At 68.6% G+C, this 13,514-nt stretch carries 18 protein-coding genes; 9 read left to right on the top strand and 9 right to left on the bottom strand.

Annotated features, from left to right (window positions below; all coding sequences use genetic code 11):
- Positions 1 to 17: 17 nt before the first annotated feature.
- The 6 genes from DJ018_RS08875 to pcaF are packed head-to-tail and all read right to left on the bottom strand — an operon-like array spanning position 18 to position 4,357.
- Positions 18 to 662 carry a glutathione S-transferase family protein gene (locus DJ018_RS08875; RefSeq protein WP_111514454.1) on the bottom strand — a complete coding sequence of 215 codons (645 nt, stop codon included), beginning with the start codon at positions 660 to 662 and terminating at the stop codon, positions 18 to 20.
- A complete protein-coding gene (locus DJ018_RS08870; protein WP_111514453.1) occupies positions 659 to 940 on the bottom strand; it encodes a DUF3253 domain-containing protein in 282 nt (93 codons plus the stop codon). Before DJ018_RS08870 ends, DJ018_RS08875 begins: the two co-directional genes overlap by 4 nt.
- A complete protein-coding gene (locus DJ018_RS08865; RefSeq protein ID WP_111514452.1) occupies positions 937 to 2,085 on the bottom strand; it encodes an acyl-CoA dehydrogenase family protein in 1,149 nt (382 codons plus the stop codon). Before DJ018_RS08865 ends, DJ018_RS08870 begins: the two co-directional genes overlap by 4 nt.
- A 4-nt stretch (positions 2,086 to 2,089) precedes the next feature.
- Entirely contained in the window at positions 2,090 to 2,641 is a 552-nt protein-coding gene (locus DJ018_RS08860) for a hypothetical protein (RefSeq protein ID WP_111514451.1), read from the bottom strand.
- The gene (locus DJ018_RS08855) at positions 2,638 to 3,147 is read right to left on the bottom strand and encodes a hypothetical protein (protein ID WP_111514450.1); all 510 of its coding nucleotides are present in this window, start codon (positions 3,145 to 3,147) and stop codon (positions 2,638 to 2,640) included. The genes DJ018_RS08860 and DJ018_RS08855 overlap by 4 nt, the downstream gene beginning before the upstream one ends.
- A gap of 1 nt (position 3,148) precedes the next feature.
- The gene (gene pcaF, locus DJ018_RS08850) at positions 3,149 to 4,357 is read right to left on the bottom strand and encodes a 3-oxoadipyl-CoA thiolase (RefSeq protein WP_111514449.1); all 1,209 of its coding nucleotides are present in this window, start codon (positions 4,355 to 4,357) and stop codon (positions 3,149 to 3,151) included.
- A gap of 80 nt (positions 4,358 to 4,437) precedes the next feature.
- Here pcaF and DJ018_RS08845 point away from each other — a divergent pair, with 80 nt between their 5' ends.
- The 6 genes from DJ018_RS08845 to DJ018_RS08820 all read left to right on the top strand — a co-directional run bounded on the left by DJ018_RS08845 (position 4,438) and on the right by DJ018_RS08820 (position 8,871).
- Positions 4,438 to 4,905, top strand: coding sequence for a PaaI family thioesterase (locus DJ018_RS08845; protein ID WP_111514448.1), 468 nt, complete (start codon positions 4,438 to 4,440; stop codon positions 4,903 to 4,905).
- 94 nt (positions 4,906 to 4,999) lie between these two features.
- Complete coding sequence (gene wrbA, locus DJ018_RS08840; protein WP_111514447.1) at positions 5,000 to 5,704, top strand: NAD(P)H:quinone oxidoreductase; 705 nt, start codon at positions 5,000 to 5,002, stop codon at positions 5,702 to 5,704.
- Positions 5,705 to 5,850: 146 nt separating this feature from the next.
- Positions 5,851 to 6,339, top strand: coding sequence for a MarR family winged helix-turn-helix transcriptional regulator (locus DJ018_RS08835; RefSeq protein ID WP_111514446.1), 489 nt, complete (start codon positions 5,851 to 5,853; stop codon positions 6,337 to 6,339).
- Complete coding sequence (locus DJ018_RS08830; protein ID WP_111514445.1) at positions 6,336 to 7,043, top strand: response regulator; 708 nt, start codon at positions 6,336 to 6,338, stop codon at positions 7,041 to 7,043. Before DJ018_RS08835 ends, DJ018_RS08830 begins: the two co-directional genes overlap by 4 nt.
- Positions 7,043 to 8,386 (top strand): ATP-binding protein, encoded by a 1,344-nt coding sequence (locus DJ018_RS08825; RefSeq protein ID WP_111514444.1) that lies wholly within the window; start codon positions 7,043 to 7,045, stop codon positions 8,384 to 8,386. The genes DJ018_RS08830 and DJ018_RS08825 overlap by 1 nt, the downstream gene beginning before the upstream one ends.
- A gap of 62 nt (positions 8,387 to 8,448) precedes the next feature.
- On the top strand, positions 8,449 to 8,871 hold the full coding sequence (locus DJ018_RS08820) for a DUF2147 domain-containing protein (RefSeq protein WP_111514443.1): 423 nt from the start codon (positions 8,449 to 8,451) through the stop codon (positions 8,869 to 8,871).
- Positions 8,872 to 8,916: 45 nt separating this feature from the next.
- Here the strand turns inward: DJ018_RS08820 and proC are convergent, their stop codons facing one another.
- From proC to DJ018_RS08805, 3 genes are all read right to left on the bottom strand, one after another.
- Entirely contained in the window at positions 8,917 to 9,711 is a 795-nt protein-coding gene (proC, locus tag DJ018_RS08815) for a pyrroline-5-carboxylate reductase (protein WP_111514746.1), read from the bottom strand.
- Between the two features lie 94 nt (positions 9,712 to 9,805).
- The gene (locus DJ018_RS08810; RefSeq protein WP_111514442.1) at positions 9,806 to 10,309 is read right to left on the bottom strand and encodes a type III secretion system chaperone family protein; all 504 of its coding nucleotides are present in this window, start codon (positions 10,307 to 10,309) and stop codon (positions 9,806 to 9,808) included.
- A gap of 145 nt (positions 10,310 to 10,454) precedes the next feature.
- Positions 10,455 to 10,706 carry an accessory factor UbiK family protein gene (locus DJ018_RS08805; protein WP_111514441.1) on the bottom strand — a complete coding sequence of 84 codons (252 nt, stop codon included), beginning with the start codon at positions 10,704 to 10,706 and terminating at the stop codon, positions 10,455 to 10,457.
- Between the two features lie 125 nt (positions 10,707 to 10,831).
- On the opposite strand from DJ018_RS08805, the gene lgt reads away from it, so the two are divergent.
- The 3 genes from lgt to pgeF are packed head-to-tail and all read left to right on the top strand — an operon-like array spanning position 10,832 to position 13,513.
- Positions 10,832 to 11,704, top strand: a complete 873-nt coding sequence (lgt, locus tag DJ018_RS08800; RefSeq protein ID WP_111514440.1) for a prolipoprotein diacylglyceryl transferase — start codon at positions 10,832 to 10,834, stop codon at positions 11,702 to 11,704.
- Complete coding sequence (locus DJ018_RS08795) at positions 11,691 to 12,749, top strand: class I SAM-dependent methyltransferase (RefSeq protein WP_111514439.1); 1,059 nt, start codon at positions 11,691 to 11,693, stop codon at positions 12,747 to 12,749. Before lgt ends, DJ018_RS08795 begins: the two co-directional genes overlap by 14 nt.
- Positions 12,746 to 13,513, top strand: coding sequence for a peptidoglycan editing factor PgeF (gene pgeF / locus DJ018_RS08790; RefSeq protein ID WP_111514438.1), 768 nt, complete (start codon positions 12,746 to 12,748; stop codon positions 13,511 to 13,513). Before DJ018_RS08795 ends, pgeF begins: the two co-directional genes overlap by 4 nt.
- Position 13,514 lies beyond the last annotated feature (1 nt).

Raw genomic sequence — 13,514 nt, 5'->3', positions numbered from 1 at the left:
GTTGCCGCCGTGGGGCTTCAGGCCGTACGGGCGATGAAGGCTTCCTCCCGCGCCAGCAGTCCGGCGAAGCTCGGCCGGGCAAATATCGCGGTCAGATAGGCGGCGGTTTTCGGGTAGCGGTCGCAGTCCACCGGACAGTCGGCGTAGCGCAACGTGGCGAACGGGCTCGCCACCGCGATGTCCGCAAGGGTGAAGCGATCTTCCACCAGGAAGCCCGACGCCGGGACTTGGCCTTCTAGGTAGTCGAGCAGCTTGGGCAACTCGATCTCGGCCGCCGTGTCCGCCGCCTGCGCATCTCCCGCCATCTTCAGGAAGCGCGGGGCGACGACCCGGTTGAAGAAGATCTTCTGTCCCTGCGCCATGATCACCGTGTCGGCGAACTCCTCCCACCAGATGGTGCGGGCGCGCGCCTTCGGCTCCAGGGGGATGAGGTTCGGGTCGGGCTTGAGAGCGTCGAAGTAGGTGACGATCGCCGTCGAGTCCGACAGCAGGAAGTCGCCGTCCTGCAGCGCCGGAATCTTGCCGAACGGGGACGCCTGGAAGAACTCGGGCGGCCCGGCCGTGCCGAACGCCTGGACCTGCTGCACCTCGATCTGCTTCTCGGCCGCGAACACCAGCGCCTTGCGCACGAACGGCGAAAGCGAGCTTCCGTAGACGATCATTCCAGCCCCTCCTCCGGTTCCTCCGTCGGGATCACGTCGCCTTCCAGCGGCAGGCGCAGGCGGTACACGCCCTTGAACTTCTCAGGGTTGGCCGGCTTGCCGTGACGCGTGATCACCAGCTGGTTCTGCCGGGCGAGGCCCACGGCCGTTGCGCGGACTTGGCCAAGCTGGCGGCGCCAGCCCTCCGGATCGACAGCGCGGGCGACCTGCTCGGGCGAGATGGACTTGCCGGGCTCCAGCGCCGCCAGCATGTCAAAGATGGTGGTCTCGATGCTCATGCGCCCCGTTTAAGCATTTCGCGCGCGATGACCACCTGCTGGATCTGGCTGGTGCCCTCGTAGATGCGGAAGATGCGCACGTCCCGGTAGAAGCGCTCGATGCCGTGATCGGAGACGTAGCCTGCGCCGCCGAAGATCTGCACCGCCCGGTCAGCCACCCGGCCGACCATCTCGGACGCGAACAGCTTGGCCGCCGCCGCCTCCATTGTGACGTTCTGGCCGGCGTCGCGCTTGCGGGCCACATCGAGCGTCAGCGCCTTGGCCGCGAGGCTTTCGGTTTTGCTGTCGGCCAGCATGGCCTGGATCAGCTGGAACTGCGCGATGGGCTGCCCGAACTGCTCGCGCTCGGCCGCATAGGCGATGCAGTCGGCGATCAGCCGCTCGGCCACCCCCACACACACCGCGGAGATGTGCAGCCGGCCGCGGTCGAGCACCTGCATGGCGACCTTGAAGCCCTGCCCCTCGTCTCCCAGCCGGTTCTCGACCGGCACGCGAACGTTGTCGAAGATCACGTCGCAGATCTTCGCGCCCTGCTGGCCCATCTTCTTCTCGGGCTTGCCGACGGACACACCGGGCAGCTTACGTTCGACCAGAAAGGCGCTGACCCCGCCTGCGCCTTTCCGGTCCGGATCGGTGCGCGCCATGACCGTGAAGAGATCCGCCCGGTCCGCATTGGTGATGTAGCGTTTCGTACCGTTGAGGACGTAGTGGTCGCCCTCACGGACAGCCCGCGCCTGCACATTGGCGCTGTCGGACCCTGCCTCCGGCTCGGTCAGGGCGAAGGAGGTGACGATCTCCCCGGATGCGATGCCCGGCAGGTAGCGGGCCTTCTGCTCGTCCGTGCCAAACATCACCAACCCCTGGCTGCCGATGCCGACGTTGGTGCCGAAGCTTGAGCGGAAAGCCGGGCTCGTGCGTCCGAGCTCCATGCCCACTAGGCACTCTTCCTCCATGGAGAGGTCGAGGCCGCCGAACTCTTCCGGGATGGAAAGCCCGAACAACCCGAGCCCCTTCATCTCCTCGATCACCGCTTCGGGGATCGCGTCGTCCTCCGCCACCTGCGCCTCGAGTGGACGGAGACGTTCGGAAACGAACCGACGGACGGTGTCGATGAGCTGGTCGCGGGTTTCGGGATCGAGGGCCATGGTCCTACTTGGCTGGAGCTTTCGCGACGGCGGCGGGCGGCGGACAGGGCTTGTTCTCGCCGGCGCCGGTCTTGAAGGCGGACATGCCGACCGCCACCACCGGGGCCGGCCAGGTTTCCACCCAAGTCTCACCCGGCTTCACCGAGCAGACGAGGACGGGGCGCGGCTCGACGGTCTGCGGACCCTTCAGCACCAGAACCACGGCGCGGTAGCTGACCGGCTCGGCCGTGCCGTTCCAGATTTTCAGGGACGAGGCGCGCTTTTCGGCCGAGCCGTCCAATGCGGCCGCGAGCTTCCCATCGCCCGGCGCGGCGAAGGTTTCGGTGACCGCGCCCTCAGGGTGGGCGATGGCGAGCTTGCCCTTCTCCACCTGGTCCACCACCGGCGCACCGTTCTGAAGGTGGAAGACCGCCCGCTCGCCGAGCACCACCTGCAGCGCCCCGGCCTCCACCATCGTCTTCGGCTGGAAGCTCATGCTGGGAGGCTTGGCTGCCGCAGGCTTGGCCGCGGGCGCGGCTTGGGCTGCGAGCAGCAGGGCGGTCAGGGCGGCGATCATTGCGGGCTCGTGGGGCTGGATTTGGAACAGACGACCTCGTTGGTCGCCTTGAACCGGAACTCCCCCAGCCGCAGGGCGACAGCATGGCGCCCGTCCCATTTTTCGTACGAGGAGATCAGCGGCAGCACTGTGCAGGCCGCGAGCTCGCCCCCCTCCGTGCTCACCGCCCGGTAGTCGAACGCCTGCTCCAGCCCGCTGTCGATCTTCAGCGCCAGATCCGGGCCGGCCTGTGACAGGATGAAGGTCGCGGCGCCTTGCGGCGCGCCGCCCAGATCCACCGGCGCCTCCGGTCCTTTGCGCCCCGGCTTCGGCGGCAGCGCGTCGCTCGATGATGCGGCGGCGACGTCCACCACCGCTGGCGCGCCCTCGGCAAGGCGGACTGTGATCCGCTCGCCGGGGTAGACCAGCACGCCCTTGCCGTCGGGCGTGAGCCCGGACCGGAATGGCTCCGCGACTGCTTCACTTGCGACGGCCAGGAGCCCGAGTGCGACAACGGCAGCCCGCATGTCAGACCGCCGCCAGGGCGAGCGCCGCCCCCTGCCCCACGCCGACGCACATCGTGGCCAGAGCCCGTTTGCCGCCGCGCGCCTTGAGCGCCCTGGCCACCGTCAGGGCCAGCCGCGCGCCCGACGCCCCGAGCGGATGGCCAAGGGCGATCGCGCCGCCATGCGGATTGAGGTGCTCGGCGTCGTCCGGCAGCCCCCAGGCCCGCGTGCAGGCCAGGGCTTGGGCGGCGAACGCCTCGTTCAGTTCCACAACATCGAAGTCGCGGACCCGGACCTCGAGCCGGCGGGTGAGCTTCTCAACGGCAGGGATCGGGCCGACGCCCATAACCCGCGGCGGGACGCCGCCGGCTGCGCCGCCCTCGATGCGCGCCAGCGGCTCCAGGCCGAAACGGGCGACCGCCGCCTCCGATGCCAGCAGAAGGGCCGCGGCGCCGTCGTTTACGCCCGACGCATTGCCGGCGGTGACCGTCCCATCCGGATGGACGACCGGCTTTAGACTGGCCAAGGCCTCAAGGCTGGCGTCCGGCCTCGGATGCTCATCGGCGGCAATCACCGTCTCGCCCTTGCGGTCCTTCAGCGTGATGGAGGCGATCTCGCCCTCGAAGAAGCCGCTCGCCTTGGCCGCGGCGTAGCGCTGCTGACTGCGCCAAGCGAAGGCGTCCTGATCAGCCCGGGAGATCTGATGCTCGTCCGCGACGTTCTCGGCCGTCTCGGGCATCGAATGCGTTCCGAACTCGGCCTGCATGGCCGGGTTCACGAAGCGCCAGCCGATGGTGGTGTCGAAGATCTCGGCGTTGCGGGAGAAGGCGCTCTCGGCCTTGCCCATGACGAAAGGCGAGCGGGTCATGCTCTCCACACCGCCGGCGACGACCAGGTCGGCCTCTCCGGCGGCGATGGCCCGCGAACCCGCGATCACCGCATCGAGTCCCGAGGCGCAGAGGCGGTTCACCGTAATGCCAGGTACGCTGATGGGCAGCCCCGCGAGCAGCAAGGCCATGCGCGCGACGTTGCGGTTGTCCTCACCAGCCTGGTTGACGCAGCCATAGATGACCTCGTCCACGGCGTCCCAATCCACCGTCGGCAGCCGCTCCACCAGGGTCTTCAGCGGGTGGGCCGCAAGGTCGTCCGCCCGCACCTTCGCAAGCGCGCCGCCATATCGCCCGATAGGCGTCCGCACGCCTGTGCAGAGAAACACCGCGCGACCTTGCATCCTGGCTCCGGAACCTTTGAGCGAGCGGTCAAACTAGTGTTTGAATTCTTCCGAAGCAATTCGAGAAAGGGTGCGCGGGCATGGACGGCGGGGCAGAGCAGCGGCAGCAGGGCGACGCCCTCGTCACCCTCACCGAGGGCGAATGGGCTGGCTGGTCCTTCTGGAAGGGCGGCGATCCTTTCGAGGATCTCACTGGGCCATTCTACTGGCGGCGAGACGATGACGGTGGGGTGCGCTGTGCGTTCCGCGCCGAACCGCGGCACATGAACGGCGGCGGCTTCATGCATGGCGGCTGTCTGATGACCTTCGCCGACTCGTGCCTGTTTGAGATCGCCCGACCGGCTCTTGGCGAGCGCTTCGGCGTCACAGCCACTTTCTCCAGCGAGTTCATCGGCGCTGTGCCGCTAGGCTCGCTAGTGGAATGCACAGGTGAGGTCACACGCGGAGGCCGGAGCCTGATCTTCGTGCGCGCCACCGTCACCGCCGACGGCGAGCCAGCCATGACATTCTCCGGCGTCATCAAGCGGACCGGCCCGCGAAACAGCTAAGCTTGTTCTCTCGGGCAGGAGACTTCTTCCAACTCGGAAGGAAACTCGCGCGCGAAGTCATGATTATTGAGGGGCTGCGAAGCAGGAGCCCCGCATGACCCGAGTTCTCGTCCTCTACCACTCCACCTACGGCCACATCGAAGCCATGGCGCAGGCCGAGGCCGAAGGCGCCCGTTCGGTGCCCGGCACGATCGTCGACATCAAGCGCGTGCCCGAGCTGGTGCCGGACGAGATCGCCAAGGGCGCCGGCTACAAGCTCGAGCAGGACGCGCCGATCGCCACGGTCGCGGACCTCGAGAACTACGACGCCATCATCATCGGCGCGGGCACCCGCTTCGGCCGCATGGCCTCGCAAATGGGCAACTTCCTCGACCAAGCCGGCGGCCTTTGGGCCAGAGGCGCCTTGAACGGCAAGGTCGGCGCGGCCTTCACCTCCACCGCCACGCAACACGGCGGCCAGGAGACCACCCTCTTCTCGACCATCACCACCCTGCTGCACTTTGGCATGGTCGTGGTCGGCCTGCCTTATTCCTACGCCCCGCAGATGACGTTGGACGAGATCACCGGCGGAACGCCCTACGGCGCCTCGACCATCACTGGCGGCGATGGCAGCCGCATGCCCAGCCAGAACGAGTTGGATGGTGCGCGCCACCAGGGCCGCCTGGTCGCCGAGACCGCAGCCAAGCTGCACGGCGCCCTGCAAGACCAGCAGACCCAGGTCGCGGAGGAGAACGCCGAAGCGTGGGAAGATCCGCGCACGGGCGGCGCGGAGGACGAGGTCGCCGCTCACCCGAGCTGAGCCTCCCCCGAGCCTCGGACGAACCGCCTCCCCGCCTCCCCGCCTCTACGGGGAGGCGTTTTTGTTTGACGCTCCACGGCGCCTTTGGTGTCGGGCGGCGAAGCCTCTACAAACGAGACCTGTTCCAAAACCGGACCCTTGCTTCCATGACCATGCCGGCCGATCCGCGGCTGATCCTTCGCGAAGACGAACTGGATGCCGGGCTCGAGCTGCTGTTGCTGGCCGAGGCCTCGCTCTGGACCGCGGTGGATGCCGGTCTGGAAGCGGCCGACCTGGGCCTGGGGCGCTCCCACTGGCGAGCGGCTTTCCTGTTGCGACGGCGGCCGGGCGTGGGCGTCCAGGAGCTTGCCCACCTCACGAGCCTTTCGAAGCAGGCGGCCAGCCGGATCCTCGTGGATCTCGAAGGCAAGGGGCTCGTCGCCAAGACCGCAGGGGACCTCGATGGCCGACGGCGCACCGCCGCCCTGACGGAAAAAGGGTTGGCCTTCGAGGCCGCCATCAGCGAACGCTTGCGAAACCAGATCGCGCGGGCCTACCGCTCGGCAGGGCTGGACGGGGTCGCCGGGGCGCGGCGCATCCTGGCGGCGCTGGCCGGCGGACGAACCCGCAGCCCCGGAACAGGAGGCGCCGGATGAGTCTCGTCGATGCTGCTCAGCGCGGCCGCCATCTGCTGGTGGTCGACGACGACGACCGCATCCGCGAGCTGCTCAAGGAGTATCTGACCCGGGCCGGATTCCGGGTCACCGCCGCGCCGGGCGGGCAGTCCGCACGCAAGCTGATCGAGAGTCTCGACTTCGACCTCGCCGTCTTTGACGTGATGATGCCTGGCGAGGACGGATTTTCCCTCACCCGCTGGCTGCGTGAACAGCGCGGTCCGTCGGGCAAGACCCCCGTGCTCATGCTGACCGCTCGCGGCGAAGCGGAGGACCGGATCGAGGGTCTCAGGACCGGCGCGGACGACTACCTGCCCAAGCCCTTCGAACCGGAAGAGCTGCTGTTGCGCATCGAGGCCATCCTTCGCCGCGCGTCCGATCGGCCCAATCCGGGACAGAGCCTATCGCTTGGTCGCTGCGCCTTCGACGCCGATCGCGGCGAGCTGACGTGCGACGGCGAGCCGGTGCGCCTGACGGAGGCCGAGGTGGCCCTTCTGCGCCATCTGGCCCGCACCCCGCATGAACCGGTAGACCGGCTCGAACTCGCTCGCGGCACGGTCGATCCATCGGGCCGCGCCGTGGACGTGCAGGTCACCCGACTTCGGCGTAAGATCGAGGACGACCCCAAGGCGCCGCGCTATCTGCAGACCGTGCGCGGCGTCGGCTACAGGCTCGCCCCGGACTGATGCGGCTCGTCTCCACCCGTGTGTTCGGTCGCTGGATCAAGCGGCAGCTGCCCAAGACGCTGTTTGGGCGCAGCCTGCTGATCATCGTGCTTCCGGTCGCACTGATGCAGGTGGCGGTCACCTACGTCTTCTTCGACAATCACTGGCAGACAGTCACCAGCCGCCTCTCCGAAGGGCTGGCCGGCGATATCGCCTGGGCTGTTGAAAGCTACCAGGAGGAGCCGACCGCGCCGGCTTTTGCCCGCCTCTCGCGGCGGGCCGAAGAGTCCATGGGTCTGTCGATTGCCCTCCAGCAGGGGCGGGAGCTGCCGGTCAATCGACGCTATTCCTTCTTCGCGCCCATCGATCGGGCGCTGCAGCGGGCGTTGTCCGAGCGGCTGGATGAGCCGTTCTGGTTCGACACCACCCGCTACCCCGCCTACGTCGACATCCGCGTGGCGGTGCCGGGCGGCGTGCTTCGCGTGCTGGCGCCCCGCGATCGCGCCTTCGCGACCCAGGGGCACATCTTCGTGCTCTGGATGACGGTGGCGACGGTGCTGCTCACCGCCATCGCCATCCTGTTCATCCGCAACCAGGTTCGCGCCATCGAACGGCTGGCCAATGCGGCGGAAGCGTTCGGACGAGGCGGCGAGGCGGTGGCGTTCAAGCCGCACGGCGCCCGCGAGGTCCGCCGCGCGGCCACGGCGTTCCTGGCCATGCGTTCGCGCATCCAGCGCCACATCGAGCAGCGCACCACCCTGCTCGCGTCCGTCAGCCACGACCTGCGCACCCCGCTCACGCGCCTGAAGCTCGCCCTGGCTCTTTCGGAGCCGTCCAAGCGCACGGACGCGATGAAGAAGGACGTGCTCGAGATGGAGCACATGATCGACGAGTACCTGGCCTTCGCCCGTGGCGAAGGCGGTGAAGGTCTCGAGGTGGTCACCCTGCGCCAGCTCATCGAAGAAGTCAGCGAAGGCGCCCGCCGGGCTGGCGCCGAGGTTGCGCTCGACGCGGACGCCAGGCTCACCGCCGAGGTCCGGCCCAACGCGCTGAAGCGCGCCCTGTCGAACCTGGTGATGAACGCCGCGGTCCACGGCGAGCATGTTGAGATCGCCGTTCGCAGCCGCCCGAACGGCGGGGTGGAGATCGTGGTCGACGACGACGGGCCCGGCATCCCCGCCGACCGCTACGAGGAAGCCTTCAAGGCGTTCGGCCGACTGGACGAGTCGCGCAATCAGAACACCAAGGGCGTGGGTCTTGGCCTGGCGATCGCCCGTGACGTGGCGCGCGGCCACGGGGGCGACATCGTGCTCGATCGCTCGCCGCTCGGCGGCCTGCGCGCCGTGGTGCAATTGCCCGGCTGAGTTCATCCACAATTCAGGGTCGCCGAGCCACCCTGTGAAAGAAACGGGAGGAAAGTCCGAACATGCTTAAGTTGCTCATCGCCGCCGCGGCCCTGTCCCTGGCCGCCGCGCCCGCCTTTGCGGCCGACGTGACCGGCGAGTGGCTCGTCCAGGGCGGCAGCGCCAAGGTGAAGATCGCGCCCTGTGGCCAGACGCTTTGCGGCACGATCAACTGGCTCAAGGAGCCCACCACCAAGGCCGGCGCGCCCAAGACCGATCAGAACAACCCCAATGCGTCGCTGAAGTCGCGGCCCATCGTCGGCCTGCAGATGCTGACCGGCTTCAAGCCCGCTGGCGAGAACAAGTGGGGCGGCGGCAAGATCTACGATCCGGAGTCCGGCAAGACCTACGACTCCAAGATGACTCTCCAGCCGAACGGCAACCTGAAGGTCGAAGGCTGCGTGAGCATCATCTGCCGCGGCGTGACCTGGACCCGCGCGTCCTGATCTCTCCGAGGTCTCGGACGGCCGCAGGGCCGCTCCGGGACCGCCTCAGGCCCCCAGCTCCTTCGAACGACGAACCGCCGCTGCCACCGCCTCCCGCAGAAGGGTCTGCAGGCTGGGCTCGGTGAGCAGCACGTCGAGCGCAGCCTGCGTGGTCCCGCCGGGGGACGTCACCTGCCGCCGCAGCTCGGACGGCTCTTCGCCGCCCTCCGCCAGCAGCGCGGCCGCCCCGGTGATCGTCGATCTCGCCAGCCCGGCCGCATCCTTGGGCTTCAGCCCCGCCGTCACGCCCGCCGCCTCCAGCGCTTCGATGAAGGCATAGAGGTAGGCCGGGGCCGATCCGGACACCGCCGTGGCGGCGTGCATCAGGTTCTCGTCGGCGAGGTCCACCACCGCGCCCAGCGGCTCGAACAGCGCACGCGCGCGGGAAAGGGCCGCCGGATCGTCCGCATAGAGGCTGGCCGTTCCCTGCCCGATCGCGGCAGCGGTGGTCGGCATGACGCGCGCCACAGGGCGTCCGCCGAATTCGCGACTGATGTCGGCGCTCTTCACGCCGGCGGCGACCGAGACGATCACGGCATCTTCCGACAGCCACGAGACCGTCTCCGCCGCCGCCTCGCGCCACAGCTGGGGCTTCACCGCCAGCACCACCGTCCGGGCTCGCGCCAAATCCGCGTCGGCCGGATTGAGCTGCGCGCCCTCTGCGCCCAGCTGCGCGGCGGCCTGCCCCGGGTTCGGATCACGGATCATCAGGTCGGAGGCGGCGAACGCGCCGGCCTTGCGCCAGCCCGCCAGCATCGCGCCGCCCATGCGGCCGGCGCCCAGCATCAGAATAGGTGTCATCATCGGCGCGGACCCTAGCGGGGCCGCGCCCACAAAACAAAGGGCGTCGTCCCGTCGCCGGGAGACGCCCTCGAAAACTCGGCTGTGAAGGGCCTTACGCCTCGCCGACGGTCTCGAACATGCAGGCGGCGATGGCGTCCTGCGGAGACTTGCCGCCGCGCACCAGGTAGTCGAACGCCGGGAAGAAGCGGTCGGCCGCCTCGACGGCGACGTCGATCATGCCCGCCGCCTGGCCCAGGCTCGGCTGCTCGCCGGTCATCAGGCCCATGCCGTGGCGGAAGATGATCTCGCCGTCTTCCCAAAGCTCGAAGTGGCCCAGCCAGACCCGCGGGTTGACCAGGGCCAGCAGCTCGTGGGCGTCCAGGCGCTGGGTCTTGGCCACCTTGTGGTCCATGGACAGGCAAAGCTGCAGGCAGTCCGCTTCCGGCCGCCACGCGAACCAGAGTTCGTAGTCCTTCCAGTCGCCGGCCAGGGAGAAGGCGAGGTCGCCATCCTCGGTGCGATCGAAGGGCAGGTTCTCCGCCGTAAGCACGTGCTCGACGACGTCCAGCGGATCGTTCGCCAGGAGCACGTTTTCGTCAGACTGCGTCATATCCATGAGACCAATGGTCCTTTCGCAGTGGGCGGGGCGCGGAACGCCGCGCCCGAATCGCCTGCGACTACAAAGGTAAGCTGCTTCGCGGCGTTCGGTTCACCGGGTTGTGCAAGCCCGGCGCCAAGGCCGCCGATGTTTCTGTGGACGTTCAGGGCGTGTCCGCCGACGGAGCCGACGCCGATTGGGCGCCGCGCAACGCGGCCACTTCGGCGCGCAACGCTTCCACTTCGGCCTTCAGAGCGTCGAAGTCCTCGCGGCGGATCAGGTCGAACTCAGCGGCGATGCGGTCGGCTTGCGAGCGGAAGGCCGTCTTCGCCTCTTCGCCCGCGGCCTGGGCGAGACCCATAGCGGCGGCGGTGAGTTTCGCCATTTCGTCGAGGAAGGGGTTCTGGGTCTGCATCTGTCGCTCTGATCGGACTCGCGCTCGTGCGTCCGCCTTACACCTCTATATGGCCCCGCAGGGGTCGAAAGCGAAGGGCTTCTCGTCTAAACCCTCTACCTGCACAACGCTGGAGCCGCGCAACCGTGCCCTTTCCGGATTTCGATCCCGTCCTGTTCCAAATCGGCCCGATCGCCATCCGCTGGTACGCCCTGGCCTATGTGGCCGGCATCCTCCTCGGCTGGCGGTACGCCGTCATGCTGGTGAAGAACCCCCGGCTCTGGGGCCATCGCCCGCCGCCGCTCACCACCGAGCAGATCGACGACATGATGCTGTGGATCACCCTTGGCGTGATCGTCGGCGGCCGGTTGGGTCACGTGTTCTTCTACACGCCCTCGATCCTGTGGACGGACCCGCTGGAGGTCTTCAAGACCTGGCATGGCGGCATGAGCTTCCATGGCGGCGCCCTGGGCGTGCTTCTCGCGCTGATCCTTTTCGCCTGGCGCAACAAGCTGGATCTGCTGCGGCTGGGCGACATCGCCGCCGTGGCCACTCCCATCGGTCTGTTCTTCGGACGAGTGGCCAACTTCATCAACGGCGAGCTGTGGGGCCGCCCCACCGACCTGCCCTGGGGCGTGATCTTCCCGGCCGCGCCGGACGCCCTGCCCCGGCACCCGAGCCAGCTCTACGAAGCCGCGCTTGAGGGCGTTCTGCTGTTCGCGGTGCTCGCCTGGGCGACCTATTCGGCCAAGTGGACCAACCGTCGCGGCGTGCTCATGGGCATCTTCGTGGCGGGCTACGGCCTGATCCGCGTCAGCCTGGAGACGGTCCGCGAACCGGACGCCTACATGCCGGACTTTCCGCTGGGTCTGACCATGGGGATGATCCTGTCGATCCCGATGATCCTCGCGGGCCTTTGGCTGATCTGGCGCGGGCTCAGCGAGCCGCTGCCGGCGGTCCGCACGGACGCCGACGACAAGATCCCGGCGGGCGCGAAGCGTGCCGATGAGCCTGCGTGATCGACTGAGGGCGCAGATTGCTGAAAGCGGTCCGATCAACGTCGCCCAGTTCATGACCGCCTGCCTCCACGACCCGCAGGACGGCTACTACGCCACCCGCCCGGCCCTGGGCCCCGACGGCGACTTCATCACCGCGCCCCTGGTCAGCCAGATGTTCGGCGAACTGATCGGCGTGTGGGCTGCGGGCTGCTGGGAGCTCTTGGGCCGACCCGCGTCGTTCAGGCTGGTCGAGATGGGCCCCGGCGACGGGACCTTGATGAGCGACATGCTGCGCGCGGCGCGCCATGCGCCCGGCTTCCTGGAGGCTGCGGACGTTTGGCTGGTCGAGACCTCGGCGCCGCTCCGTGACCGGCAGGCGCGCCTGCTAGGCGACCAGGTCCGTTGGGCCAACCGGCTTGAGGAGGTCCCGGGCGGCGCGCCCGTCGTGCTGGTCGCCAACGAGCTGTTGGACTGCCTGCCCGCGCGGCAGTTCGTGCGGACCGCGATCGGCTGGGCCGAGCAGGTGGTGGGCGTCGACGAGGCTGGCGCCCTGGCCTTTGGGCTCGCCTCGACACCGGTCTCCACCCTGCTCCCCGACGCGCCGCAGGGCTCGGTCTACGAACAGTCCGCCGCACAGGCCGCCTTGGGCTCGGAGGTCGGCGCCCGCATCGCCCTGGACGGCGGCGTCGCGCTTCTGATCGACTACGGACGCGCCTCGCCAGGTTTCGGGGACACGCTCCAGGCCCTCAAGCGGCACGAGATGGTGGACCCGCTGGAAACGGCGGGTGAGGCCGATCTGACCATCCACGCCGACTTTCCTGCGGTCATCGCGGCTGCGGGCAAGCAAGGCGTCGAGACCGCGATCCTCACCCAGGCGGAGTTCCTGTCGCGGCTGGGCATCGGCGCTCGAGCCGAAGCGCTGGTGCGCGCCCGACCGGATCGCACCGCCACCATCGGCCGGCAGCTGCACCGCCTCCTGGGCGCCGACGAGATGGGCGAGCTGTTCAAGGTCTGCTGCCTTTTCTCACCCGGTCTCAGACCGCCTGCCTTCGAGGAGTTCGCATGAGCGACCTTCCGGTCCTCACCTCGCCACTGCTGGACCTCCCAGGCATCCGCCACGCCTTCTTCACCCGCCAGGGCGGCGTGTCGGAAGGCATCTACGCCAGTCTCAACGTCGGGTCCGGCTCCAAGGATGATCCTGCCGCGGTGATGGAAAACCGCGTCCGGGCGGGCGTTCACATGGGTGGCGCCCTTGTCACGGCTTACCAGGTCCACTCGGCCACCGTTCTCGTGGCGGACGGCCCCTGGCCGGCCGGACCGCCACAAGCCGATGGGGTGGTCAGCGCCACCACAGGCGTGGTTTGCGGCGCGCTTTCCGCCGACTGCGCTCCGGTGCTGATCGCCGATCACGAGGCTCGGGTCGTGGCCGCCGCCCATGCGGGGTGGAAAGGCGCCCTGACCGGCGTCGTCGAAGCCGCAGTCTCGCGGATGGAGAGCCTGGGGGCAGAGCGGCGCCGGATGCGGGCCGCGATCGGCCCGTGCATCGGGCCGAAGTCGTATGAGGTGGGAGCGGAATTCGTGACCCGCTTCACCGAAGCGGACCGCGCCTACGCCCGCTTCTTCGAGCCAGCGGCGGATCCGGGCAAGCGCATGTTCGATCTGCCGGGCTTCGTGCTGGGGCGCCTGCGCGCAGCAGGCGTGGAGACCTGCGAATGGATCGGTCGCGACACTTGCGCCGAGAGCGATCTGTTCTTCTCGAACCGCCGCGCCTTCAAGCAGAACGAGCCCGACTACGGCCGGCTCTTGTCGGCGATCGTGCTGGAGGGCTGAG

It is taken from the genome of Phenylobacterium deserti, from assembly GCF_003254705.1.
In the GTDB taxonomy this organism is placed as follows: domain Bacteria; phylum Pseudomonadota; class Alphaproteobacteria; order Caulobacterales; family Caulobacteraceae; genus Phenylobacterium; species Phenylobacterium deserti.
This window is presented reverse-complemented; position numbering and strand designations above follow the sequence as displayed.

Bases quoted from the DNA above. Each gene is read 5' to 3' on its own strand.
- DJ018_RS08875 (WP_111514454.1), bottom strand. From the start codon at position 662: ATGATCGTCTACGGAAGCTCGCTTTCGCCGTTCGTGCGCAAGGCGCTG.
- DJ018_RS08870 (WP_111514453.1), bottom strand. From the start codon at position 940: ATGAGCATCGAGACCACCATCTTTGACATGCTGGCGGCGCTGGAGCCC.
- DJ018_RS08865 (WP_111514452.1), bottom strand. From the start codon at position 2,085: ATGGCCCTCGATCCCGAAACCCGCGACCAGCTCATCGACACCGTCCGT.
- DJ018_RS08860 (WP_111514451.1), bottom strand. From the start codon at position 2,641: ATGATCGCCGCCCTGACCGCCCTGCTGCTCGCAGCCCAAGCCGCGCCC.
- DJ018_RS08855 (WP_111514450.1), bottom strand. From the start codon at position 3,147: ATGCGGGCTGCCGTTGTCGCACTCGGGCTCCTGGCCGTCGCAAGTGAA.
- pcaF (WP_111514449.1), bottom strand. From the start codon at position 4,357: ATGCAAGGTCGCGCGGTGTTTCTCTGCACAGGCGTGCGGACGCCTATC.
- DJ018_RS08845 (WP_111514448.1), top strand. From the start codon at position 4,438: ATGGACGGCGGGGCAGAGCAGCGGCAGCAGGGCGACGCCCTCGTCACC.
- wrbA (WP_111514447.1), top strand. From the start codon at position 5,000: ATGACCCGAGTTCTCGTCCTCTACCACTCCACCTACGGCCACATCGAA.
- DJ018_RS08835 (WP_111514446.1), top strand. From the start codon at position 5,851: ATGACCATGCCGGCCGATCCGCGGCTGATCCTTCGCGAAGACGAACTG.
- DJ018_RS08830 (WP_111514445.1), top strand. From the start codon at position 6,336: ATGAGTCTCGTCGATGCTGCTCAGCGCGGCCGCCATCTGCTGGTGGTC.
- DJ018_RS08825 (WP_111514444.1), top strand. From the start codon at position 7,043: ATGCGGCTCGTCTCCACCCGTGTGTTCGGTCGCTGGATCAAGCGGCAG.
- DJ018_RS08820 (WP_111514443.1), top strand. From the start codon at position 8,449: ATGCTTAAGTTGCTCATCGCCGCCGCGGCCCTGTCCCTGGCCGCCGCG.
- proC (WP_111514746.1), bottom strand. From the start codon at position 9,711: ATGACACCTATTCTGATGCTGGGCGCCGGCCGCATGGGCGGCGCGATG.
- DJ018_RS08810 (WP_111514442.1), bottom strand. From the start codon at position 10,309: ATGGATATGACGCAGTCTGACGAAAACGTGCTCCTGGCGAACGATCCG.
- DJ018_RS08805 (WP_111514441.1), bottom strand. From the start codon at position 10,706: ATGCAGACCCAGAACCCCTTCCTCGACGAAATGGCGAAACTCACCGCC.
- DJ018_RS08795 (WP_111514439.1), top strand. From the start codon at position 11,691: ATGAGCCTGCGTGATCGACTGAGGGCGCAGATTGCTGAAAGCGGTCCG.
- pgeF (WP_111514438.1), top strand. From the start codon at position 12,746: ATGAGCGACCTTCCGGTCCTCACCTCGCCACTGCTGGACCTCCCAGGC.